This window comes from Nocardia sp. bgisy134, assembly GCF_057708325.1.
The window spans coordinates 175,627-198,602 of the sequence record NZ_JBYIRW010000017.1 but is presented as its reverse complement, the minus strand read 5'-3'; the positions used below and the strand labels follow the sequence as shown (position 1 = coordinate 198,602).

Annotated in this window: 24 protein-coding genes; 4 read left to right on the top strand and 20 right to left on the bottom strand. The window is 69.7% G+C overall.

Annotated features, from left to right (window positions below; genetic code table 11):
* Window positions 1–82: 82 nt before the first annotated feature.
* The 6 genes from AC3ERS_RS27455 to AC3ERS_RS27430 all read right to left on the bottom strand — a co-directional run bounded on the left by AC3ERS_RS27455 (window position 83) and on the right by AC3ERS_RS27430 (window position 7,578).
* Window positions 83–655, bottom strand: a complete 573-nt coding sequence (locus AC3ERS_RS27455; RefSeq protein ID WP_431970977.1) for an adenine phosphoribosyltransferase — start codon at window positions 653–655, stop codon at window positions 83–85.
* A gap of 37 nt (window positions 656–692) precedes the next feature.
* Window positions 693–2,381 carry an ABC transporter substrate-binding protein gene (locus AC3ERS_RS27450; RefSeq protein ID WP_431970976.1) on the bottom strand — a complete coding sequence of 563 codons (1,689 nt, stop codon included), beginning with the start codon at window positions 2,379–2,381 and terminating at the stop codon, window positions 693–695.
* Between the two features lie 59 nt (window positions 2,382–2,440).
* Window positions 2,441–3,673 carry a protein translocase subunit SecF gene (gene secF, locus AC3ERS_RS27445; RefSeq protein ID WP_431970975.1) on the bottom strand — a complete coding sequence of 411 codons (1,233 nt, stop codon included), beginning with the start codon at window positions 3,671–3,673 and terminating at the stop codon, window positions 2,441–2,443.
* On the bottom strand, window positions 3,670–5,391 hold the full coding sequence (secD, locus tag AC3ERS_RS27440; protein ID WP_431970974.1) for a protein translocase subunit SecD: 1,722 nt from the start codon (window positions 5,389–5,391) through the stop codon (window positions 3,670–3,672). Before secD ends, secF begins: the two co-directional genes overlap by 4 nt.
* Before the next feature lie 103 nt (window positions 5,392–5,494).
* Window positions 5,495–5,845, bottom strand: a complete 351-nt coding sequence (gene yajC / locus AC3ERS_RS27435) for a preprotein translocase subunit YajC (protein WP_431970973.1) — start codon at window positions 5,843–5,845, stop codon at window positions 5,495–5,497.
* Between the two features lie 242 nt (window positions 5,846–6,087).
* A complete protein-coding gene (locus tag AC3ERS_RS27430; protein ID WP_431970972.1) occupies window positions 6,088–7,578 on the bottom strand; it encodes a flavin-containing monooxygenase in 1,491 nt (496 codons plus the stop codon).
* A gap of 77 nt (window positions 7,579–7,655) precedes the next feature.
* Between AC3ERS_RS27430 and AC3ERS_RS27425 the strand changes: the two genes are divergently transcribed.
* Together AC3ERS_RS27425 and AC3ERS_RS27420 are read left to right on the top strand one after the other, a co-directional pair.
* The gene (locus AC3ERS_RS27425) at window positions 7,656–8,306 is read left to right on the top strand and encodes a TetR/AcrR family transcriptional regulator (protein ID WP_431970971.1); all 651 of its coding nucleotides are present in this window, start codon (window positions 7,656–7,658) and stop codon (window positions 8,304–8,306) included.
* A gap of 169 nt (window positions 8,307–8,475) precedes the next feature.
* Window positions 8,476–9,042 carry a DivIVA domain-containing protein gene (locus AC3ERS_RS27420; RefSeq protein WP_431970970.1) on the top strand — a complete coding sequence of 189 codons (567 nt, stop codon included), beginning with the start codon at window positions 8,476–8,478 and terminating at the stop codon, window positions 9,040–9,042.
* 18 nt (window positions 9,043–9,060) lie between these two features.
* Here AC3ERS_RS27420 and AC3ERS_RS27415 read toward each other — a convergent pair whose 3' ends face one another.
* The 5 genes from AC3ERS_RS27415 to AC3ERS_RS27395 all read right to left on the bottom strand — a co-directional run bounded on the left by AC3ERS_RS27415 (window position 9,061) and on the right by AC3ERS_RS27395 (window position 12,719).
* Entirely contained in the window at window positions 9,061–9,576 is a 516-nt protein-coding gene (locus AC3ERS_RS27415; RefSeq protein WP_431970969.1) for a GtrA family protein, read from the bottom strand.
* 94 nt (window positions 9,577–9,670) lie between these two features.
* Complete coding sequence (ruvB, locus tag AC3ERS_RS27410) at window positions 9,671–10,756, bottom strand: Holliday junction branch migration DNA helicase RuvB (protein WP_431970968.1); 1,086 nt, start codon at window positions 10,754–10,756, stop codon at window positions 9,671–9,673.
* Between the two features lie 6 nt (window positions 10,757–10,762).
* Window positions 10,763–11,368, bottom strand: coding sequence for a Holliday junction branch migration protein RuvA (ruvA, locus tag AC3ERS_RS27405; RefSeq protein ID WP_431970967.1), 606 nt, complete (start codon window positions 11,366–11,368; stop codon window positions 10,763–10,765).
* Window positions 11,365–11,934, bottom strand: coding sequence for a crossover junction endodeoxyribonuclease RuvC (gene ruvC / locus AC3ERS_RS27400; RefSeq protein WP_431970993.1), 570 nt, complete (start codon window positions 11,932–11,934; stop codon window positions 11,365–11,367). The genes ruvA and ruvC overlap by 4 nt, the downstream gene beginning before the upstream one ends.
* Before the next feature lie 278 nt (window positions 11,935–12,212).
* On the bottom strand, window positions 12,213–12,719 hold the full coding sequence (locus AC3ERS_RS27395; protein WP_431970966.1) for an O-acetyl-ADP-ribose deacetylase: 507 nt from the start codon (window positions 12,717–12,719) through the stop codon (window positions 12,213–12,215).
* Window positions 12,720–12,793: 74 nt separating this feature from the next.
* Between AC3ERS_RS27395 and AC3ERS_RS27390 the strand changes: the two genes are divergently transcribed.
* Window positions 12,794–13,000, top strand: coding sequence for a DUF5988 family protein (locus AC3ERS_RS27390; protein WP_068066866.1), 207 nt, complete (start codon window positions 12,794–12,796; stop codon window positions 12,998–13,000).
* A gap of 224 nt (window positions 13,001–13,224) precedes the next feature.
* Here the strand turns inward: AC3ERS_RS27390 and AC3ERS_RS27385 are convergent, their stop codons facing one another.
* The 4 genes from AC3ERS_RS27385 to AC3ERS_RS27370 all read right to left on the bottom strand — a co-directional run bounded on the left by AC3ERS_RS27385 (window position 13,225) and on the right by AC3ERS_RS27370 (window position 16,610).
* The gene (locus AC3ERS_RS27385) at window positions 13,225–13,977 is read right to left on the bottom strand and encodes a YebC/PmpR family DNA-binding transcriptional regulator (RefSeq protein WP_431970965.1); all 753 of its coding nucleotides are present in this window, start codon (window positions 13,975–13,977) and stop codon (window positions 13,225–13,227) included.
* 130 nt (window positions 13,978–14,107) lie between these two features.
* Window positions 14,108–14,941 (bottom strand): C1 family peptidase, encoded by an 834-nt coding sequence (locus tag AC3ERS_RS27380; protein ID WP_431970964.1) that lies wholly within the window; start codon window positions 14,939–14,941, stop codon window positions 14,108–14,110.
* Between the two features lie 140 nt (window positions 14,942–15,081).
* Entirely contained in the window at window positions 15,082–15,732 is a 651-nt protein-coding gene (pdxT, locus tag AC3ERS_RS27375) for a pyridoxal 5'-phosphate synthase glutaminase subunit PdxT (protein ID WP_431970963.1), read from the bottom strand.
* A 59-nt stretch (window positions 15,733–15,791) separates the two neighbouring features.
* Window positions 15,792–16,610 (bottom strand): acyl-CoA thioesterase, encoded by an 819-nt coding sequence (locus AC3ERS_RS27370; RefSeq protein WP_431970962.1) that lies wholly within the window; start codon window positions 16,608–16,610, stop codon window positions 15,792–15,794.
* Window positions 16,611–16,818: 208 nt separating this feature from the next.
* Here AC3ERS_RS27370 and AC3ERS_RS27365 point away from each other — a divergent pair, with 208 nt between their 5' ends.
* Window positions 16,819–17,430 carry a nucleoside/nucleotide kinase family protein gene (locus tag AC3ERS_RS27365; protein WP_431970961.1) on the top strand — a complete coding sequence of 204 codons (612 nt, stop codon included), beginning with the start codon at window positions 16,819–16,821 and terminating at the stop codon, window positions 17,428–17,430.
* 246 nt (window positions 17,431–17,676) lie between these two features.
* Here AC3ERS_RS27365 and AC3ERS_RS27360 read toward each other — a convergent pair whose 3' ends face one another.
* The 5 genes from AC3ERS_RS27360 to AC3ERS_RS27340 all read right to left on the bottom strand — a co-directional run bounded on the left by AC3ERS_RS27360 (window position 17,677) and on the right by AC3ERS_RS27340 (window position 22,956).
* Window positions 17,677–18,174, bottom strand: a complete 498-nt coding sequence (locus tag AC3ERS_RS27360; protein WP_431970960.1) for a WKL family lipoprotein — start codon at window positions 18,172–18,174, stop codon at window positions 17,677–17,679.
* Window positions 18,175–18,454: 280 nt separating this feature from the next.
* Window positions 18,455–19,375, bottom strand: a complete 921-nt coding sequence (gene pdxS, locus AC3ERS_RS27355) for a pyridoxal 5'-phosphate synthase lyase subunit PdxS (RefSeq protein WP_431970959.1) — start codon at window positions 19,373–19,375, stop codon at window positions 18,455–18,457.
* Between the two features lie 457 nt (window positions 19,376–19,832).
* A complete protein-coding gene (locus AC3ERS_RS27350; protein WP_431970992.1) occupies window positions 19,833–20,876 on the bottom strand; it encodes an NUDIX hydrolase in 1,044 nt (347 codons plus the stop codon).
* The gene (locus AC3ERS_RS27345) at window positions 20,876–22,000 is read right to left on the bottom strand and encodes a glycosyltransferase family 4 protein (RefSeq protein WP_431970958.1); all 1,125 of its coding nucleotides are present in this window, start codon (window positions 21,998–22,000) and stop codon (window positions 20,876–20,878) included. The genes AC3ERS_RS27350 and AC3ERS_RS27345 overlap by 1 nt, the downstream gene beginning before the upstream one ends.
* Window positions 21,997–22,956, bottom strand: a complete 960-nt coding sequence (locus AC3ERS_RS27340; RefSeq protein ID WP_431970957.1) for a phosphatidylinositol mannoside acyltransferase — start codon at window positions 22,954–22,956, stop codon at window positions 21,997–21,999. Before AC3ERS_RS27340 ends, AC3ERS_RS27345 begins: the two co-directional genes overlap by 4 nt.
* Window positions 22,957–22,976 lie beyond the last annotated feature (20 nt).

Genomic DNA, 22,976 nt, shown 5'->3' with positions numbered 1-22,976 from the left:
GCTACCGGAGAATGTGGGACCTACGGGCCGCTCGGCACGTCGAAACATGCCACGTCAACGACCGGAAGCGGCCGCCGGACAATCAGATACGGACGATGGAGGCCAGCGGGTACTCCCCCTGACGGCTCCGGCCTTCCAGGAAGCTCAGCTCGAGCACGACCGCGGCCGAGACGATCTCCGCGCCCGCCGACAGGAAGAGGTCCGCGGCGGCGGCCAGCGTGCCGCCGGTGGCGAGCACGTCGTCGAGCAGCAGCACCCGGCGACCCCTCAGGTCGACGCCGTCGGCCGGGATCTCCAGGGCGGCGGTGCCGTACTCGAGGCTGTACTCGCGCTTCAGCACGGGCGGCGGCAGCTTGCCCGCCTTGCGGACGGCGAGCACGCCGGTGCCGAGGGTGGCGGCGACGCCCGCGCCGAGCAGGAAGCCCCTGGCGTCCACCCCGGCGACCAGGTCGGCGTCCGGCGCGCAGGCGGCGAGGCAGTCGATCACCGCGCGGAAGCCCTCGGGATCGGCGAAGACAGGCGTGAGGTCGGCGAAGCGGACACCGGGGGTCGGGAAATCGTCGCGCCAGCGGGTCAGGCGTTCGACCAGCTCGGCCGCCATGGCCGTCCGCTCGGCGACAATCTCGTCGGACTCGATCGCCGCGTGCTTACTCATCGACACCTCTCCATGATCACTCACCCACATACACCTGTCACCGCCGCAACACCCAGCGGTCCATGTTCCAGCCGGTACCGCCCTGGGTGGGACCGGCCACACCGTTGTGCAGACCGTTGCCGAAGGCGATCGTGCGCGGAGTGGCGAACAATGGAATGCTCGGCATCTCCGACCACAACAGGTTCTCGGCCTCGGTCAGCAGACCCAGCTGCGCGGCCGAGTTGTCGTCGGCCGCAAGCTGATCGGTGATCGCATCGTAGCGGCCGTTTCCGAATCGCCCGAAATCGAGACCGTTGCCGGTGCGCAATGCACTGGTCGCCGCCACTCCGGTCAGCGAACCGGACGGGCCGGGCGCCGCCGCCGTGCTCGCCAGGACGGCGTCGACGCGCCCCTCGCCGAGCTGGGTGGGGCGGAAGTCGGGCGCGCCCGCGTCCACCACGGTGATGCCGGCCGACCGGCACGCCTCGGCGATCATCTGCACGGTCTTCGCGCGCCGCTCGTCGGGCGCGAGGTAACCGATACGGATCGTCGGATTCGCCGCGCGCGCGCCGGCGAGCGTGGCGGTGGCCGCGGGAATGTCGGTGCCGCGATACCGTTCGGCAGCGCCGGTCGTCGCGGCGTAGTACAGCGAATCCTGCTGCGTGATACGGGAGTTCAGCGGCCCGGCGCCGAGGCCGGTGCCCGGCACGTCGGCGGCCTTGCCCAGCGTGTCGAACAGCGCCTGGCGCGGCACGCACAGCGCGAAGGCGCGGCGCGCGTCCACCGAACCGAACACGCCCGCGGTGGCGAGCACCAGTTGCTCGGCGCCGCGGCCTGGCACCGTCTTCGACGAGAAGCCGCCCAGATCGAGGTCTTTCACCGAGTTCGCGCCGACGTCGACCACGCTCACGGCGTTGTCGGAGACCTTGGCCTTGAGATCGGCGGTCTTGTCGAACACCACGATGCGTCCGGTCTCGGCCTTGTTGCCCCACCAGCGTTCGTTGGCGATCAACACCAGACCGTCCTTCTGGCTGAAGGATTCGATCCGGTACGGGCCCGAGGACGGGAACCGCGAGAGGTCGAGGCTGTCGGAACCGATGGTCCAGCCGGTGTTCCAGAAATCGGCCAGCCGCTGCACGGCGCCGGGATCACCGGATTGCAAGGCCGACACCACATTCGGCACGTTGGCCGCCCGCGCGGCGACGTGCGCGGGCATCACCTCGCCCGCGGTGAACAGGTCGCGCCACGAGAGGAACCGCCGGTCCGGACGGAACACCACGGTGGCGTCCTTGGATCCCGGCTGGCAGTCGACCCGCTCGATATCCGAATAGCCCGCGGTGTCGGCGGCGTCGAAGAGCGGAACGACGCCGCCCGGACCGGGTTTGGTGAATCGCCCGCTGTGCGCGGCCCAGGTCAGCACCAGATCGTCGCAGGAGGTGGGCACCCCGTCGGAGTACACGCCGTCGGGGTTCAGCCGGTACTGGATGGTCTGGGACTCGCCCGGCACCTCCTTGGCGGTGCCGAAATCGGTGTCGGCGACCTGCTGCCCGTCGGGTCCGGTGTAGAAGAACCCGGTGAGCACCCGCTGGAACACCGCCGCCGAGCCGCTGCTCGCGCCGAGCGTGCTGCCGCCGTTGTAGCTGGCGATCACGGCATCGACGGCGTAGCCGATGGAGGGCACCTGGTTCTGCCCGGAGCACCCGGCCACCGATCCGGCGGCCAGGGCGCCCACGGCGACCGCTCCCATCAGACGCACCGCAACGCTGCGTGGCTGTCGCATGGAACGAAACCCCCTACCGTCGGTTGTCAGTGCCTCTTCTTGTTCCGCTTTCCGGACGGCCGGGCTCCCGGCCGCGGGGACTGGTCGCTCTCCCGGTAGCGCCGCGCCGGGGCGTCGGCCAGTTCCTGCCGACCGCTCGCGGCGACCGCGCGCTGCTCGGCCGCCGCGCCTGCCCGCGCCGCGGCGATGCCGGAGCGCTTGGACTGCACCTTCTTGGTGTGCGCCGCCACCGGGCCCCAGCGCTCCTTGATCGAGACCAGCAGCGGGGTGGCGAAGAAGATCGACGAGTAGGTGCCGACCAGCAGGCCGACCAGCTGCACCAGCGCCAGGTCCTTCAGCGTGCCGACGCCGAGCATCCACACCGCGATCACCATCAGGCCCACGATGGGCAGGATGCCGATGAGCGCGGTGTTGATCGACCGCATCAGCGTCTGGTTGATCGCGAGGTTGGCCTGTTCGCCGTAGGTGCGGCGGCTCAGATGCAGGATGCCCCTGGTGTTCTCCTCGACCTTGTCGAACACCACGACCGAGTCGTAGAGCGAGAAGCCCAGAATCGTCAGGATGCCGATGACGGTCGCCGGGGTGACCTCGAAACCGATCAGCGAGTACACGCCCGCGGTGACCAGGACGTCGAAGACCAGCGCGGCCAGCGCGGCGATCGCCATGTCGCGTTCGAAGCGGACGGCGATGTAGATCGAGACGATCACCAGGAACACCGCGAGCGCCCGCAGAGCCTTCTCGGTGATCTGGCTGCCCCAGGTCTCGCTGACGTCCGAGGTGCTGATCGCGGCGCGGCTCGGGTTGCCGTCCTTGTCCTTGGGCTTGAACTCGGCGAACAAGGCGGAGTTGAGCGTGTCGATCTGCCGGGCGTCCAGCGCCTCGGAGCGGATCAGCATCGTCGCGCTCGCCCCGGTGCCGACGGTCTGCACGGAGACCGGGTCCGTGCCGATCGCGTCGCGGTACACCTGCTCCACCTGGGAGGTGCTGGCGTCGCCCGCCGGGAACTGGACGCGCGAGCCGCCCTCGAAGTCGATGCCGAAGTTGAACCCGCGGAACAGGATGCTGGCCAGCGCGATCAGCACGATGACGGCGGTGATGCCGTACCACATCCGCCTGCGGCCGATGACGTCGATCGCGCCGGTTCCGGTGTAGAGCCGGTTGAAGAAGCCGTGCTTGGGCACGTTCGGTCCGGGGACGAAAGAGTCGAACGGCCGCTCGGCGTCCTTGCGCAGCGAGGGGCTGGTCTGGCTGTTGGTCATCGCGTCCTCACGCCTTCTGCGACTGCGGCTTCAGCGGCCCGGCGCTCGCGCGCGACCTCTTGGATCGCGCCGAGCCCGTTGACCGACGGTTTCGACCAGAACGCGCTCCGCGAGGCCAGCAGCACCAGCGGCGCGGTGACCAGGAACACGACCACCACGTCGAGGACGGTGGTCAGGCCGAGCGTGAACGCGAAGCCCTTGACCTGTCCGGCCGCGAGCCAGTAGAGCACCGCGGCGGCGATGAAGCTCACCGCGTTACCGGACAGAATCGTGCGGCGGGCCCGCTGCCAGCCGCGCGGCACGGCCGAACGGAAGCTGCGGCCCTCGCGTATCTCGTCCTTGATGCGTTCGAAGAACACGACGAACGAGTCGGCGGTCATGCCGATACCGATGATCAGACCGGCGATGCCCGCCAAGTCGAGGGTGAAGCCGATCCACCGCCCGAGCAGCACCATGATCCCGTACACGGCGAAACCGGACGCGATCAGCGACAGACCCGTCAGGAAGCCGAGCATGCGGTAGTAGGCGAGGCAGTACAGCAGCACCACGACCAGGCCCACCGCGCCCGCGAGCAGGCCCGCGCGCAGCGAGGAGAGGCCGAGGGTCGCCGAGACGGTCTCGGCCTCGGAGGTCTGGAACGACAGCGGCAGCGAACCGTACTTCAGCGTGTTCGCCAGTTCCTTGGCGGACTTGGCGGTGAAGGAGCCGGAGATCTGGGTGGTGCCGCCGAGCTGCGGACCCGCCTGCACCTGCGGCGCGCTGAACACCTTGGAGTCGAGGGTGAATGCGACGCGCTTGTACAGGTACTCGCGGGTCAGGTCGGCCCACGCGTCGCTACCGGTCGACTTGAACTTCAGGTCGACCACCCAGCGCGACTGCTGCTGATCGAGATTGGCGATCGCGTTGTCGATCTCCTGGCCGTCGATGCGGCTCTTGTCCAGCAGGAAGACCTCGGTGCCGTCCTGCGAGCAGGCGACCAGCGGCAGGCTCGGGTCGTCGTTGCCCGCGAGCGGGTCCGGCTTGGTGCAGTCCAGCGCGAGCATCGCGGCCTGCTGAGTGGCCGGGTCGGTGCTCTGCCTGGTCGCCTTGGCCGCCGCGATCTCGCCCTGCGCCTCTTCCTGCGGAGTCTGATTCGGGTCCGCGGGCTGGGTCGGCGCCTGCGCGGGGAAGACCCGCTGCTGCGGCGCGGGCGCCTCTTCGACGGGCGCTTCCAGTGCGGGAGCTGCCGGTGCGGGCGCTTCCGGCACGGGAGCCTCGGCCGGAGCAGGCGCGGGGGCGGGCTGTCCGGCATCCGGCGCGGGCAGCTGCGCGGGCGGCGCCTGCGGCGTGGTCGCGCCCTTGGGCACGGCCTGCAGGACCGGACGGATGTAGAGCTTGGCGGTGGTGGCGAGCGCACGCGCCTGCTGGCCGTCGTCGCCCGGCACCGTGATCACGATGTTGTCGCCCTCGATGGCCACCTCGGAGCCGGAGACGCCGAGACCGTTGACGCGGTTCTCGATGATCTCCTGCGCCTTGTGCAGGCTGTCCTGGCTCGGCTTGCTGCCGTCCGGCGTGCGAGCGGTCAGCGTGACCCGTGTGCCGCCCTGCAGATCGATGCCGAGCTTGGGGGTCGGGGCCTTGTCACCGGTGAAGAACACCAACGCATAGATCACGGCAAGCAGCGCGGCGTATACGCCGAGCAACCTGAGCGGATGCGCCGATCCCTGGGAAGGTGGCACAGTTCGTATCTCCTAGGCGGGAAGTCGAGGGTGGATCAGGCGCGCACACGCGTGTGCTGCCGAACGCACGGGCGTCCGGCGCGCGGGCGTGGCGCAGCCGACGTCAGTCCTTGGTCAGCCGGGTCTCGGTCTGCTCGGGCGATTCCTCGGCGGGTACCGCCGGGGTCTCGTCGGTACCGGTCTCGTCGGCGGTCGCCTCGTCGACGGTACGGACCTCACGAATCGCCTGCCGCAACCAGGTGGTCACGACATCCTCCGCGATCTCGAGGTCGACGGTGTCGTCGTCGAGGTCGACAACGGTGCCCCACAGACCCGACGTGGTGACTACCGCGTCGCCGATCTTCAGGTCCTCCTGCATGGCCGTGACCTTCTCGGCCTCCCGCTTCTGGCGGCGGATACCGAGGAACATCGGCACGAGCAGGGCTACCAGTAGCAGCGGAAACAGAAAATCCATCGTCGAAGTCAGTCCCTGTCTTGTGGGTGGGATGGACAAGTACCACCACAGTCTGCCAGCTGTTGTCGGCACTGCCACACCCGCACACCCTTGACGTGCGCCACTCGCGCCGACTCGTGCGGCGTACGGCACGTCCGCGGGCGTCCCGAACCGCGGTTCGCGCGGCGGGCCGAGGGCGCCATCCGGCCGAAAAAAAGGCCCCGCGACCAGGTTGTTCCCGGTCACGGGGCGGTGGGATCGGATCAGGCGGACGCGCCGTAGACGTAGTCGTCGAGCGGGAAGCTCACCGCCTTGCGATGCGTGCTGACGGTGCTGTTCGGACGCAGCAGCGCGGCCTCGCCGTGCTGATTGAAGTAGTAGCTGCGGGCCGTCGAGCAATCACCGCCGTAGAACACCGAGGCCCCGAGCTTGTCGGTGACGGTGTCGAGGAAGCGGGCGTTGGCCGCCTCGGTCACCTCGAAGGTGGTCTCACCACGGCGGAACAGCTCGCCGAACAGCCTGCCCATGTGCTTCATCTGCGCCTCGATGGTGGTGAAGTAGGACAGACCGCTGTAGGAGTACGGGCTGTTGAGGCTCACGAAGTTCGGGAACTTCGGCACCGTGATGCCCTCGTAGGCCTGGAAACGGTTGTCCCGCCAGAACTTTCCGAGGTTCACCCCGTCACGGCCGATGATCTCCACGGCCGGGAAGTTCACGTCCCACAGGTTGAAGCCGGTGGCGAGGATCAGCGTGTCGATCTCGGTCTTGTGCCCGTCGGCGGTGACGATGCCGTCGGCCTCGACGTGGTCGATCGAGTTCGTCTCGAGCCGCACGTGCGGCTGGTTGAAGGTCTTGAAGTAGTGGTTGGAGAAGGTGGGGCGCTTGCAGCCGAAGTCGTAGTGCGGGGTGAGCTGCTCGCGGGTCCGCTTGTCGCGCACCTGTGCGCGCAGGTGTGCCTTGGCGAGCAGTCCCGCGCCCTTGTTCATCGCCTTGGCCTGCTTGAAGTGCAGCACGCCGACCACCATCAGCGCCTCCAGCATCGAGGTGTTGACCAGGCGCGCGGCCTTCTGGGTAGCGGGCACCCTGGCGAACAGTTTCTGCACCGGCGCCGGGATCGGCGCGTCGATTTTGGGCACGACCCAGATCGGGGTGCGCTGGAAGACGGTGAGCGCGGCGGCCTTCTCGGCCACCTCGGGCACCAGCTGCACGGCGGTGGCGCCCGTTCCGATGATCGCGGCGCGGCGACCGGTCAGATCGAAGTCGTCGTCCCACGCGGTGGTGTGGATGATCTTGCCCGCGAAGGATTCGATGCCGGGGAACGGCGGGGTGTAGGGCTGGGAGAGGAATCCCGTGGCGGTGAGCAGGTAGCGGCTGGTGACGGTTTCGCCGCCCGCGATCGAGACCACCCAGTGCTGCCGCTCCTCGTCCCAGCGCGCGCCGTCCACCACGACGCCGAAGCGCATCCTGCGACGCAGGCCGTACTTGTCGGCGATGTGCTCGGCGTACTTCTTCAGCTCCTTGCCTGGGGCGAACAACCGCGACCAGTAGGGGTTGGGCTCGAAGGAATACGAGTAGGTCACCGAGGCGATGTCGACCGCGAGGCCGGGGTAGCGGTTGACGTGCCAGGTGCCGCCGAGATCGTTCTCGCGTTCCAGGATCACGTAATTGCTCAGGCCGAGCCGGTCGAGCTCGATACTCGCCCCCATGCCACCGAATCCCGCACCGACCACCACGGCGTCGTATTGAGGCGCCACGTCGAACCTCCAAGATGTGAATCAGTTGTCACGGAATGACACATCATTCCGTTTGTGACGACAGTATCATTGCCAGGGTGACGAAGCCATCCACCCGTGCGCCCCGGTCGGCGGCCGGAAACGCGCTGCAGCGACGCAAGGCCGAATTGCGGCAGGAGATCATCGACACGGCGTTCGTCTGCTTCGCCGAGAAGGGCTATCACGCCACCGGCATCGCCGACATCGCCAGCGAGCTCGGTATCGGCCACGGCACCTTCTACCGATACTTCGCCAACAAGCGCGACATCATCGATCACGTCATCGACGACCTGTCCGCCCGCATCATCGACGCGCTGGGCACCCAGAACGCACCGGACGCGGCGGGCTCACTGGACGAGTACCGCGCCCAGCTCGAGCGCATCGGCACGGCGCTGTCGCGCATCCTGCTCGAGGAGCGGCGCATCCCGCAGCTGCTGCTGTTCCACGCCACCGGGATCGACGACGAGCTCACCGCCCGGCTCTACGGCCTGCTCGACACGGCGGACGCGCTCACCGCGGGCTACCTGGAACACGGCGTCGAGCGGGGTTACCTGCGCGCCGACCTGGACACCGCCAACACCGCGCGCGCGGTGACGGGCATGCTGCTCGCCGGCGTCATCCACGGCATGCGCGACCCGGACGAAGCGGCCATCCGCGGCCTGAACCAGGCGGTCCGGCGGCTGCTCATCGACGGCGTGCGCAAGGACTGACGACCGCCCGTGCGAAACGCTCCCGGCGACTACAGTGTGGGTGCACAAGCAGGCAGTGGTTCGCATGGGGGCGTTCGTGTTTGGAAGAGACGGGTTCGGACGAGACCGTACAGTTCGAAATACCGGCATTCGGCCGGATCCGGTCGGTGACCCTGACACAATGTCGCGGATGATGACCCCCGAGGACGTGAGCCGAATCCATTTCGCCATGCCGTCGGTCGGCCATCGCGGCTATCACGCCGACGAGGTCGACGCGTTCATGGAATTGGTCGCCGCCACCCTCGACGGTCAGGGCGCACTCACCGCCGACGACATCCGCCACGTCGTCTTCGGCACGCCCCGTTTCGGCGGGCGCGGCTACCAGGCCGATCAGGTGGACGAATTCCTGGACCGGGTGCGCGCCGAGCTCGAACACCGCCAGAACGGCACGCGGCCGGTGCCCGCGGGCGGCACCGGACCCGGTCCCGCTCCCCTGCTCACTCCCGACGACGTGCACCGCATGCGGTTCACTCAGTCTCCCGTCGGCCGCCGCGGCTACCACGAGGAGGAGGTGGACGCCTTCCTCGACCTGGTGGCGGCCTCCCTCGCGCACGGCGGGCCCGGCTGTCTCACGGTCGGCGACGTGCGCGCGGTCCGCTTCACCGAGGCGCGCCTCGGCAGCCGCGGATACCAGCGCGACGAGGTCGACGCGTTCCTCGATCTGGTGGTCACCGCGCTCGAGAAAGCGCGCCACTGACGGACGCCGACGGTCGAATCAGCCCTGGATGCTGTGCAATTCGGCCTCGCGCAGGTCGTCGGGGAAGACGAAGCGGCGCAGCGCCCAGAAGCGGAAGGCCATGGCGAGCAGCACGCCGAGGATCTGACCGGTGATGAAGTTGGCCACCGCCTGGGTCACCGGTCCCACGTGCGGCACCCGCAGATCCAGCACGTACAGCGAGATCGCCTGCGGGATCATCGTGACGCCGATGCCGAGCGCGCTCACCGCGAAGAACAGCGCGGCCTCGTGGTGGCGCTGACGCCCGCCCCTGGTGCGAAACGACCACTCGCGGTTGAGGATGTAGGACGCGATGGTGGCGATCAGCACGCCGAGCAGGCGGGCGGTGAGCGGCTTCTCGCCGAGCACCGTCAGTTTGGTGGCGTAGACGACGCCCGTGTCGATGAACCACGTGATGGCGCCGACCGTCGCGAACTTGAGCAGTTCCCGGTGCTCGATCGCCTTGCTGCGATACGGCTCGGGGATGTGGTCGAGCACGGATTGAACCACCGTCATGTCCCGACTCTATCGGTGCGGGTCCGAGCCCGCCGATCGCGCGGATCCCGGCATCGGCGAGACAAGGCGTTCACCTGATGTTCGCCCCCGCCGATCAGTCGAAAAGGTCCAGGGTCGGATGCGGTTCTCTGCCACGGACTTCGATCGAGCCGAACACCAGGTCGGGCGGCGGCACCAAGCCCAGGTGCTCCCAGGCCGCGGCCGTCGCCACGCGCCCGCGCGGCGTCCGCGCCACCATGCCCGCGCGCACCAGGAACGGTTCGCAGACCTCCTCGACGGTGGCGGCCTCCTCACCCACCGCGACCGCGAGGGTCGAGACGCCCACCGGGCCGCCGTTGAAGCTGCGGACCAGTGCGCCGAGGACCGCGCGGTCCAGGCGGTCGAGACCGAGGGAGTCCACGTCGTAGACCTCGAGCGCGGCCTGCGCGATGGGACGGGTGACCAGTCCGTCGGCGCGCACTTCGGCGTAGTCGCGGACCCGGCGCAGCAACCGGTTCGCGATGCGCGGCGTGCCGCGCGACCTGCCCGCGATCTCGGCGGCCGCGTCGGTCTCGATGCCGACGCCGAGGATGTGCGCCGAGCGCTGAAGGATCAGCAGCAGCTCGTCGGGCTCGTAGAAGTCCATGTGACCGGTGAAGCCGAAGCGGTCGCGCAGCGGGCCGGTCAGCGCGCCGGAGCGGGTGGTGGCCCCGACCAGGGTGAAGGGGGCGATGTCGAGCGGGATGGAGGTCGCGCCCGGCCCCTTGCCGACCACCACGTCGACGCGGTAGTCCTCCATGGCCAGATAGAGCATCTCCTCCGCGGGGCGGGCGATGCGGTGGATCTCGTCGATGAACAGCACGTCGCCCTCGACCAGGTTGCTGAGCATGGCGGCCAGATCGCCCGCCCGCTCCAGCGCCGGACCGGAGGTGATGCGCAGCGCGGTGCCGAGTTCACCGGCGATGATCATCGCCATGCTGGTCTTGCCGAGCCCCGGTGGGCCCGAAAGCAGCACATGATCGGGGGTACCGCCGCGCTGCTTGGCGCCGCGCAGCACCAGGGCGAGCTGTTCGCGGACCCGGGGCTGGCCGATGAAGTCGTCGAGCGACTTCGGCCGCAGGCTCGCCTCGATCTCACCGTCGGACTTCAGATAGCTTGCGCTGACCGGGGATTCGGCCGCGCCGGTGTCGTCGTGGTCCATCGTGGCCTATCGGTTCTTGCCGAGCAGCGAGAGCGCGGCGCGCAGTGCGGTGGAGGTGCCCGCGGCGGGCTGGTCGGCCAGCACGGTGTCGACCGCCTGTTCGGCCTGTTTGGCCGGGAAACCCAGCCCGGTCAGCGCCTCGACGACCTGCTCGCGCACGGGGGTGAGCACCGGAGCGGGAGCGCTGCCCGGCGGGCCCGCCTGCACCGGGACGAGGTTCACCTTGTCGCGCAGTTCCACCACCATGCGCTCGGCGCCGCGCTTGCCGATGCCGGGCACCCTGGTCAGCGCCGCGACATTGCTCTCGGCCAGCGCCTTGCGCAGCGCCTCCGGCTCGAGCACCGCGAGCACGGCCATGGCCAGGCGCGGCCCGACGCCGGAGACCGTCTGCAGCAGGCCGAACAGGTCGCGCGCCTCGGTGTCGGCGAAGCCGTACAGCGTCATCGAGTCCTCGCGCACGATCATCGCCGTGTAGAGGCGCGTTTCCTCGCCGCGGGTCAGCGCGGCCAGCGTCGAGGGGGTCGCGTTGAGCCGGTAGCCGACGCCCGCCGCCTCGACCACCGTGTGATCGAGTGCGATCTCCAGCACCTCGCCGCGTACCGACGCGATCACCCGCGCACCGCCTTCCGTTGTTCCGCCAGCCGTTCGGTGTAGCGCCGCCGTGCCTCGGCCGCCTTGGCCTCGGCCTCGGCCATCCGCTCCAGCAGCGGCGCCCGCCAACAATGACAGATCGCCAATGCCAGCGCATCAGCCGCGTCCGCCGGTTTGGGCGCCACCCGCAGCCCGAGGATGCGGGTGACCATCGCGGTCACCTGCGCCTTGTCGGCGGTGCCGTTGCCGGTGACCGCGGCCTTCACCTCGCTCGGCGTGTGGAAGGCCACCGGGATTCCGCGCCGCGCCGCGGCCAGCGCGATCACGCCGCCCGCCTGGGCGGTGCCCATGGCGGTGCGCACGTTGTGCTGGGCGAACACCCGCTCGATCGCGACCGCGGCGGGCCGGTGGGTGTCCATCCAGTGCTCGGCAGCGTCGGCGACGCGCATCAGCCGCTGCGCCAGATCCATGTCCGCGGGGGTGCGCACCACATCGACGTCGAGCGCGGTGACTTTGCGGCCGAGCCCACCCTCCACGATGCTGAGGCCGCACCGGGTGAGCCCGGGGTCGACGCCCATCACCCGCACGAATTCCCCTCTCCCAGACACGAACAACTGTTCGAGAGTCTAACGGAGCGCGGCGCTCCCGGTCACCAGCGACACGATTCGTGACCCCGTGGACGACGCTGCGGGCGCCGTCTGCCCAGCAGCCCGGGCACAGCGGGAGCCAGTGCCAGGGACACACCGCGGGCGCTGCCGACCCGTCCGCCGAGAGCCCCGACAGCCGGAGCGAGGCGGCTGACAAGCGCTGCTGGGCGCAGCCCGTCTCCAGCCCGCGCACGGCCGGAGCGAAGGTGGAGAACCGCCTAGGCCTGCGCGGCGAACGCCGTGTAGGCGCGTTCGTCGAAGAGCACGAAGCGCACGGTCCACACCGCGGTCTCGGCCGCGCGCACGGTCTCGACCGCGATGCGTGCGCCGTCCTCGATCGGCCAGCCGTAGATGCCCGTGGAGATGGCGGGGAAGGCGACAGTGCGGGCCCCGAGTTCATCGGCGACGCGCAGGGATTCGCGGTAGCAGGAGGCCAGCAGCTCGGAACGATCCTCACCCGCCGACCAGACCGGGCCGACCGTGTGCACGACCCAGCGGGCGGGCAACCGGCCCGCGGTCGTGGCCACCGCCTTGCCGGTGGGCAGGCCCTTGCCGTAGCGCGACGCGCGCAGGTCGCGACACGCGGCCAGGATCTCGGGACCGCCCTTGCGATGAATGGCGCCGTCGACGCCGCCACCGCCGAGCAACGAGGAGTTGGCCGCGTTCACCACCGCGTCGACCGCCTGCTCGGTGATGTCGCCGCGCACGAACTCGAGGGAGACCATGCGATGATTCTCCCGCGCCGTGCGGTCCCGCGAAAATACCGAGGCCGCGGCGTTCCCGGAACTACCATCGGTTGATGAGCAACGGTGCGAAAGCCATCCTCGAAGGCGGGCCCGCGGACTTGCCGGAGCGGATCGTTCCCATCACCCCGCCGGGGATCGAGCTCAAAATCCCCTTCAAGGGCGGTTACGAACACTTCAAGGTCACCCAGCGGCAGGCCGACACCGAGTCGGGTCCCCTGACCGTCTACGAATGGTGTGACCGCACGAAAGTGGCCGAATAGCCCCGGGGTGCCCCGCGTGGCGATCCCGATCGGTCGCCCGTGGGTACCGCGCGGTCGCATCCGGCGCGCCGATGTGGACGACCCGACGCGCCCGATCGAGTGATGCGCCGACGCCGTCTGCCGAATTCCGTCGATGGCCGAGTACTACCGCGAGCAGGTCGGCCGACCCCGGAAACGGGCGAGCCCCGGCCGCGTTCCCGGCCGGGGCTCGTCGTCGTGACGGATCAGTCGTCCAGCTGCGCGAGGACCTCGTCGGAGATGTCCACGTTGGTGTAGACGTTCTGCACGTCGTCGCTGTCTTCGAGCGCGTCGACCAGCTTGAACACCTTGCGCGCCCCGTCGGCGTCGACCGCGACCGACACCGAGGGCTGGAAGCCGGACTCGGCGGAGTCGTAGTCGATCCCGGCCGCCTGCAGCGCCTTGCGCACGTCGATCAGATCGCTCGGATCGCTGATGACCTCGAACGACTCGCCGAGGTCGTTGACCTCCTCGGCGCCCGCGTCCAGCACGGCCATCAGCACGTCGTCCTCGGACAGGCCGTTCTTCTCCAGGGTGATGACGCCCTTGCGATGGAACAGGTAGGCCACCGAGCCCGGGTCGGCCATGTTGCCGCCGTTGCGGGTCATCGCGACGCGCACCTCGCCCGCGGCGCGGTTGCGGTTGTCGGTGAGGCACTCGACGAGCACCGCGACGCCGTTGGGGCCGTAGCCCTCGTACATGATGGTCTGCCAGTCGGCGCCGCCGGCCTCTTCGCCGCCGCCGCGCTTGCGGGCACGCTCGATGTTGTCGTTGGGGACCGACGACTTCTTGGCCTTCTGAATGGCGTCGTACAGCGTCGGGTTGCCGTCCGGATCACCGCCACCCGTGCGGGCCGCCACCTCGATGTTCTTGATCAGCTTCGCGAAGAGCTTGCCCCGCTTCGCGTCGATCGCGGCCTTCTTGTGCTTGGTGGTGGCCCATTTGGAGTGGCCGCTCATTCCCTACTTCCTTCGGGTCGGTTTACGGACAACTCCACCAGCCTAGTAGACGCCGTCGGCACGGCTTCGGCCCCCATTCCCTCGTGCGACCGGGGCAGGACTCGCCCGTCCCGCCCGGCGCGCCCAGAACTCAGAGCGAGACCACGTACGCCTCGGGGAAGAAGGCGCCCTCGATGTATTTCGGCGACGCGTAGGCGAAGCCCTTGTCGCCCCAGGCGGTGCCCCAGCTGTTGCGGACGATGAAGTGCCCGCTGGGCAGGTAGCCCACAATGGCCACGGCGTGCCCGCCGCGTTCGGTGCCCGGCGCGAATTCCTCCAGGAAGCCGCCGTTGTCGGTGGCGCTGTCCCAGGTGTCGTCGACCATGAACCCGGCGAGGATCGGGCGACCGTCGGCCAGCACAGTCCGCCATTGCTTGAGGTTCTTGCCGACGTTGAAATACGAGGCGATGCGCAGCGTGGCCGCATGCGCCCAGAAGGTGTTCTCCTGGCCGCGGTACATCTTGGTCTGGATGTGGAACGGCAGCCACGACTCCTCGACCGCGCCGTACTTCTTGCAGACCTCGACGGCCGCCTTCAGCTCGGTGCCCGCGCCCTCGATGAAGGTCTCCGGCCGCTGGAAGAAGGCGTCGGTCTCCTTGGAGGCCATCCACACGAACCGCGGCGAGACGCGGCGGTCGCTGCTCAGTTTGGTCGCGGTCACCATGTGGTAGCGCATCAGTCCGTCGCCGGTTGCCCAGCCGACGCAGGACCCGGTGTCCTCCTGATCGCCGATGGTCCACCAGTCGCGGCGCAGGTCCACCGAGGACGGCAGCGCGCCGACGGCGCCCAGCGCGCCGACGGCCACGGCGTCGGCGAACGTCCAATCCCGCTCGGTGTCGCGGGACGGGACCAGATTGCAGATCCGGGCCTCTGCGGGCACCGGTTGTTGCTTGCCCGCACTGGGTGCGGGGATGACTTCGGTCATGTTCGCGCTTCGTTCGTCGGGTGGTGTCGCCACCACGTCCGGGTCGGTCGGGATCGCCCGGATGGAAGCGATGATTCACCGCCCGTCGCGCCGAAACGCGAGTACTCGGTTACCCGTTTCGCCCGCGCTGCCCGCGCGAACTACGCAGCGCGGACCAACTCGACGAACATGCGGTGCACCCGCAGGTCACCGGTCACCTCGGGGTGGAAGGAGGTGGCGAGCACCTTGCCCTGGCGCACCGCGACGATGCGACCGGCAAACGGACCGGAGGGCACCGTCGCCAGCACCTCGACGCCCTCACCCGCCCGCTCGACCCACGGCGCGCGAATGAACACCGCGCGCACCGGGCCGTCGTCCAGGCCCGCGAAGTCCAGGTCGGTCTCGAAGGAGTCGACCTGGCGTCCGAAGGCGTTGCGGCGCACCGTCATATCGATGCCGGACAGATGCTGCGCGTCCGGACGGGTGTCGAGCACCTCCGAGGCGAGCAGGATCATGCCCGCGCAGGAACCGAAGGCGGGCATGCCTTCGCGCAGCCGCGCGCGCAGCGGTTCGAGCAGCTCGAAGGCCTCCAGCAGCTTGCTGATCGCGGTCGACTCGCCGCCGGGCAGCACCAGCCCGTCCACGGCGGCCAGCTCGGAGGCCCGCCGCACCAGCACCGGTTGCGCGCCGCAGTGCTCGAGCGCCGAGACGTGTTCGCGCACATCGCCTTGCAGAGCAAGAACGCCGATGGTGGGCCGAGACGACGTCTGCCGCGCCTCCGTTGCGGGTGCGGCGACCGATGATGCGTTCACGTCGCCGAGCTTACGAGCCCGGCCGCTGTGGGCGCGCTCACGGTCGCCGTCGCCTGCCCTCACGTCCGCGGGGTACGGATCAGTCCCTCCTGGACGACCGCGGCGACCAGTGTGCCCTCGCGGTTGAAGATCCTGCCTCCGGTGAGCGCGCGACCGAAACCGGCCGAGGGCGAGGCCTGGTCGTAGAGCAGCCAGTCGTCGGCGCGGAACGGGCGCAGGAACCACATCGCGTGATCCAGCGACGCGTCCTGGGTCGGCTCGTCGGGGTGGGTGACCTTGGAGGAGCCGAGCAGCGTCATATCGCTCATGTAGGCGAGCGTGCACACGTGGAACAGCGGGTCGTCGGGCAGCGGGTGCCGGTAGCGGAACCACACCTGCTGCTGGGAGACCACGCCGTCGCGGCGCGACACCGACTCCGGCGGCACGGTGCGGATGTCCCAGTGCTCCCATTCGCGCATCGCCCACAGCCGTTCCGGGCTCATCGAGGTCTGCGCGTCGGGCAGGTTCTCCGGCCCCGCCACCTCGGGCATCACGTCCTGGTGCTCCGGGCCCTCGTCGCCGACGTGGAACGAAGCCGACATGGTGAAGATCGCCGCGCCGTCCTGCACGCCGGTGACCCGGCGGGTGCAGAAGGACCGGCCGTCGCGGATCCGCTCCACCAGGTACACGGTGGGTTCCTGCGGATTGCCCGGACGCAGGAAGTACCCGTGCAGCGAATGCACCTGGAACCGCGGCTCCACCGTGCGCACGGCCGATACCAGGGCCTGCCCGGCGACCTGACCGCCGAAGGTGCGAGCCAGCTGGGTCTTCGTGGACGCGCCACGGAAGATGTCCCGCTCCAGGCGTTCGATCTCCAATGCCTCTTCGATTGTCGCCATGCGCTGAGGTTAACCCGGGGCGTCCGATTCCCCCCGTTCGGCCACCGGTCCAGTCGCGCGAGCGGACGCCCGGAATTCGCGGGCGGCGCCGGGGATGTCGCGCCGGTCACACCACCGAGCGCCTTCGCCGCGGCGACCTCCGCGCGGGCGATCGTGGCCGCGCGGAGGGCGCGGAGCATCCCCGCGGCGGGTCTGCTGTGATGGAGCGGTGCCGCAGTTCGTGCCGATCACCCAGGACGGCCTCGCCGACCTGCTCGTCGACCGGGTCGGGGCGCTGCCCGGCCGCCGTCTGATCGCCGTCGACGCGGCCGACGCCGCACAGCCCGTCGCGTTCGCGCGGCGCGCCGCCGAACGACTGCGCGGAACGGGCCGGTCCGCCGAGGTGGTCTCCCTGCACGACTACGTGCGTCCCGCCTCGCTGCGCATGGAGTTCGGACGCGAGGACGAATACTCCTACCGCACAGCGTGGTTCGACTACGACGCGGTCCGCCGCGAGGTCGTCGGCGCGTTGCGCGAGCACGGCCGCTGGCTGCCCGCGCTGTGGGACGAGGCCGCCGACCGGTCGGCCCGCACCGCCGTCCGCGCCGCCCCCGCCGATCTGGTGCTGTTCCTCGCCGGACCCATGCTCCTCGGCCGCGATCTCGCCTTCGACCTGACGGTGCGCCTCGACCTCAGCGAAGCGGCGCTGCGCCGCCGGACGCCGCCGGACGAGCACTGGACCATCCCGGCCCTGCTGCGCTACGACCGCGAGAATCCCGAGATCCCCACGTTTTCGGCGCGCTGGGACCATCCCGACCGCCCCGCACTGAGCCGCACCTGACCTGGGTGGTCCGCAGAACTCGTTGCGCCGCATGGCGAGACGGCTGGATTCCCGCGCCGCGCCGGGACGGAAAGCGAACACCCGGCCGCGAGACGCGACCGGGTGTCGTTGGCGGACTGGGGATTCGGCGATGTTCGACGAGTGGCACACACAGCGGTAGCGGAGCTTCCGCCACCCCCGACCTTGTGTGCCACTCGTCCGCCGAGACGTGTGCGGCACGATCCGCGCTCGGGCGGATCAGCGCTGTCAGGCGCAGGCGGCCGACTGCTGACCGAGGTTGGTCAGCATTCCGCAAGCCCACGCCTTCTGGACCTTCCAGGTGCCGTTCTCGGCGACGAACGGCACGTCCGCGATGTTCTCCTGACCGTTGAGCACGATCTTGGCCTTGGCGTTGATGGTGTCGCCGAAGGCGGTCACCTCGGTCACCACGACACTCGCACCGGTCTGCCCGTAGGCCTCCGCGAGCCGGCCCGGCAGCTCGGGATCGGCCTCGGCGCCCTGAATCATCGCCAGCTTCTCTTGGTTCGGCACCGCCGGATCGAGCGCCCGCTGCAGTTGCGTGTTCAACTGCTCCACGCTCGGCACCGGCGGCACGTTCGCCGCGGCACTGGCCTTGGCGCTGGTGGTGGTGCGGACCGGCTTGGCATCCTCGCTCTTGTCGTCGCTGCCGCACGCCGTCATGCTCAGCGCGGCCGCGACGGCCAGGCCTGCGATCGCGACTCTTCCGGTCTTGCGAAGCTTCAACTCAGGTCCTTTGCGTTCGAATCGGACGACGTCACCGGCGACCCGTGCAGTTCGCCGTGCATCGAAACCTACTCAGCGGCTCTGTGGGAACTCTGAGATCGCGTTGTGGCGGGCCGAAGAGTCCAAAGACGCGCGAACCAAAACGCCCGGTCCCAGGCTGCAGCCTGGGACCGGGCGTGACGAAAAGGCAAGTGCGGCAGGTGCCGCGGCCCCGATCAGCGCTACCGGACGGAGTCCGTCGAATGTCCGCGCACGACCGGAGCGGAGGCGGAGGTACGCCTCACCAGCCGCGTTCGGCGAGCCGGTGCGGCTGCGCGATCTCCTCGACGTTGATGCCGACCATGGCCTCGCCGAGACCACGCGAGACCTTCGCCAGCACGTCGGGGTCGTCGTAGAAGGTGGTGGCCTTGACGATGGCGGCGGCGCGCTGCGCCGGGTTGCCGGACTTGAAGATGCCCGAGCCGACGAACACGCCCTCGGCGCCGAGTTGCATCATCATGGCGGCGTCGGCCGGGGTGGCGATGCCGCCCGCGGTGAACAGCACGACGGGCAGCTTGCCGGTCTCGGCGACCTCGCGGACCAGCTCGTAGGGGGCCTGCAGCTCCTTGGCCGCGACGTAGAGCTCGTCGGCGGGCAGCGCGGCGAGCTTGCGGAGCTCCTGGCGGATCTGGCGCATGTGGGTGGTCGCGTTCGACACGTCGCCGGTGCCCGCCTCGCCCTTCGAGCGGATCATGGCCGCGCCCTCGGTGATGCGGCGCAGCGCCTCGCCCAGGTTGGTGGCGCCACAGACGAACGGAACGGTGAAGTTCCACTTGTCGATGTGGTTGGTGTAGTCGGCGGGGGTGAGCACCTCGGACTCGTCGATGTAGTCGACGCCGAGGCTCTGCAGGATCTGCGCCTCCACGAAGTGGCCGATGCGGGCCTTCGCCATGACCGGGATGGAGACGGCGCTGATGATGCCCTCGATCATGTCGGGGTCGCTCATCCGGGACACGCCGCCCTGGGCGCGGATGTCGGCGGGCACCCGCTCCAGCGCCATGACCGCCACCGCGCCCGCGTCCTCGGCGATCTTGGCCTGCTCGGGGGTGACGACGTCCATGATCACCCCGCCCTTGAGCATCTCGGCCATGCCGCGCTTGACGCGGGCGGTGCCGACGGTGTTGGTGGTCTCGGGCGTGGTCACGGCAAACTCCTGAGTCATGTGCGCCTATCAAGTCGCGCGGAACGAAACGACCTCATTCTAAGTGGGTCGAGAAAGCCACTTGATAGCCAGTCGAGGGCCACTGGACTGGTGCCGAGATCGGCTCGGGGTCCAGCTGGGCGCGACGTGACGTACGCCATGTCCGCCGGGGATCACCCGCCGGATCCCGGCGAACCCTCCGCTGCCGAGCGAGCCGGCGCACTCACGGAATCGCCGGGTCCACCGGACTCAGATCGGGTTCACCACCAGCAGCTGTGCCCAGTACTCGGCGGCCGCCGGACCGACGATCGGCAAAAGGAAATCGAACAGCAGATACGACATGAACTAGCTACCTCCAACACCAGACAGGAAACGCTCCGCACCGTCGAGGAGCACCGAATCCGGATACCCGCCGGGGCGCGATCCAGTCACGAAGCTATCACGATCGTGAAGCAGATCACAGGCGCGTCAAGTGGGCTCAGCGGATGGAACGGACCTCGGGATCGTCGGATCCGGCCGCGATCGTGGCGGCCTCCGGGAGCAGTTCGTCGAGGTGGTAGGGGTAGACGGTCTCGCCGGACCGGTCGATGGCGGCGATGTCGGCGGGTGCGCACCACCGGTGCCCGGTGATGGATCGACGCTCGATCACGGTGGGGCTGCCCGGGTCGGGCGTGAAACCGCGCACCCGCAGCGCGAAGAACAGCTCCTCGGCGCGGATCAGCTGCCCGTCGAACGGGAACACCGCGACGCGCCGCCAGATCGGACCGCGCAGGCTCTCCGTATCGGCGCGGTGCCCGGTCTCCTCCCACAGTTCGCGCACGGCGGCGGCGCGCAGCGTCTCCCCCGGCTCCACCCCGCCGCCGATGGTGAACCAGAACGAGACCTGCGGGGTCTTCGGATCGTTACCGCGCATCAGCAGCACCCGGTTCTGCTCGTCGAGCAGCACGATCCGCGCCGACGTCCGGATGGTGTCCACCGAGAGACCGGTCGACGCGGCGGGAGTCGCGCGCTCGGTGATCTCGAAATACGTGGGCAGCGGCGCGGTGCCGCCCAGGTGCAGCAGGCGCACCGGACGGCGGGTGCGCAGCGCGAGCGTGTCGCGGACCGCGTCGTTGTGGAAGCGCCGGGCGATCAGCACCCTGGCCTCCGCGTCGGCGAGCTCGGCGACCAGCTGCGGGCGCAGTTGCGCGATATCGACGGCCGACAGCGCCGAGGAAAGCTGGTTCTCCACCGTCTCGCGCTCCGCGCGTCCGGCGCGTTCGGCCCGATCGGCCAGGCCGGACAGGCGTTTGGCCTGGTCGGCGAGCGCCGGATCGGAGACCGGGCCCGCGATCGCCATCGCCACCGCGCGGGCGACCACCGCCCGCCGCGCCAGCGCCGAGTCCAGCGCCTGCCAGGACTGGTCGGAGCGCACGTGCAGCCGGTCCAGCCGGTTCGCCGTGGAGTAGGCCCACAGGCCGATCGCGACGACGATGGCCGCGACGAGTGCGAGAACGAGGACCGTTGTGGCCGAGAAGGTGATCATCCGGCGGCACGCACCCGGATGTCGCCGATGGTGACGGTCTCGTACACGCGCAGGATCTGCTCGGCCACCACGGGCCAGTCGTATTCGCCGACCACCTGATTCGCGGTGTGCACCAGCGATTCCCTGCGCACCTCGTCGGTCAGCACGGAGTTCAGCGCGGCCGCAAGCCGAGCCGAATCGCCGACGGGGACGAGCACGCCCGCGGTTCCGTCGCGCAGTACCCGGCGGAACGCGTCGAGTTCGCTGGCCACCACGGCGGTGCCCGCGGCCATGGCTTCGATCAGGATGATGCCGAAGCTCTCGCCGCCGAGGTTCGGCGCCACGTAGACGTCGGCGCTGCGCATGGCCGAGGCCTTCTCCTCGTCGGAGACCTGGCCGAGAAAGCGCAGGTGCCCGGCGTTCGGCCCGGCCTCGCGGCGCAGTCGCTCCTCGTCACCGCGCCCGACGATCAGGATCTCCACGTCGGGGTGGCGGCGCACCAGCTCCGGCAGCGCGCCGAGCAGCACGTCCATGCCTTTGCGCGGTTCGTCGTACCGGCCGAGGAACAGCACCGTACCGCCCGCCCGCGGGTAACCGGGCAGCATCGGCGCACGCGCGAAGGCGGTGACGTCGACGCCGTTGGGAATCTCCACCGCGTCGGAGCCGAGCGCCTCCACCTGCCAGCGCCTGGCCAGCTCCGAGACCGCGATCCGGCCGCTGATCTTCTCGTGGTACGGCCGCAGCACGCCCTGAAAAGTGCTGAGCACCAAGGATTTCGTGGTCGAGGTGTGGAACGTCGCGACGATCGGGCCCTCGGCGATCTTGAGCGCGAGCATGGACAGGCTCGGCGCGTTGGGCTCGTGGATGTGCAGCACGTCGAAATCGTTGCCGTCGATCCAGCGGCGGATCCTGGTGTAGGCCATGGGCCCGAAAGAGAGCCGGGCCACCGAGCCGTTGTAGGGAATCGCCACCGCGCGTCCGGCCGAGACCACGAACTCCGGCAGCGCGGTGCCCTCCGAGGCGGGCGCGAGCACGCTCACCCGGTGCCCGCGCTCGATGAGCACCCTGGCCAGGTCCACCACATGCGCCTGCACACCGCCGGGCACGTCGAACGAGTACGGGCAGACCATGCCGATCTTCACGAGGCCTCGTCTCTGCCGTTCTGTGCCGCCAGCTCGGTCTGCGCTGCGGCGATCCTGGCCCGGCGTTCCTCGGACAGATCGCTCTCCCACAGCGGTTGCAGCATGTGCCAGTCGGCCGGGTGCGCGGCGATGTTGGCGGCGAAACGGTCCGCAAGCAGCTGCGTCGCCGCCGCCACGCCACCCGAGACATCCACCGGCTCTTCGCATTTCAGGCCCCAGGCCTCCACGTCGTCGTCGGCGACGGTGAACCAGGCGTGCACCGGCACGAGCGCGGCGCCGGTCTCGACGGCCAGCTTGGCCGCCCCCGCGGGCAGCCAGGTGCGCTCACCGAAGAAGGTGACCGGCACTCCGCGACCGGTGAGATCGCGCTCGCCCATCAGGCAGACGATCTTGTTGTCGCGCAGGCGATCCGCCAGCACGCCGAACGGCGGCTGCTCGCCCCCGGTCAGCGGGAACACCTCGAAACCGAGGCTCTCCCGGTAGGCGACGAAGCGCTCGAACAGCGACTCCGGCTTCAGGCGCTCGGCGATCGTGGTCAGACCGCCGTAGTTCTGGACACACCACATCCCGGCCATGTCCCAGTTCCCCGAATGCGGCAGCACCAAGATCACGCCGCGCCCCTCGGCCAGCGCCGCGTCCAGGTGCTCCAGTCCGTCCACCGGCAGCCGCGCCGACTTGCCCAGCGCCGCATGATCCATCGTCGGCAGCCGGAACGCCTCGCGCCAGTACCGCGCGTAGGAGCGCATGCTCGCCCGGATCAGGTCGTCGGGCACCTGCTCCGGCGGCACGTCGAGCACGCGGGCCAGATTGCGCCGCAACTGGATCGGGCCGCCGTTGCGCGCCGCGCGTTCGCCGCCCCAGTCGAACAGCCTGCGCGCCGCGCCCTCCGGAAGCGCACGGACCAGTCGCCAGCCCGTCGCGTATCCGGCGTCGCTCAACCGTTCCGCGATACTCACCGCTCCCCCGATCCCACACC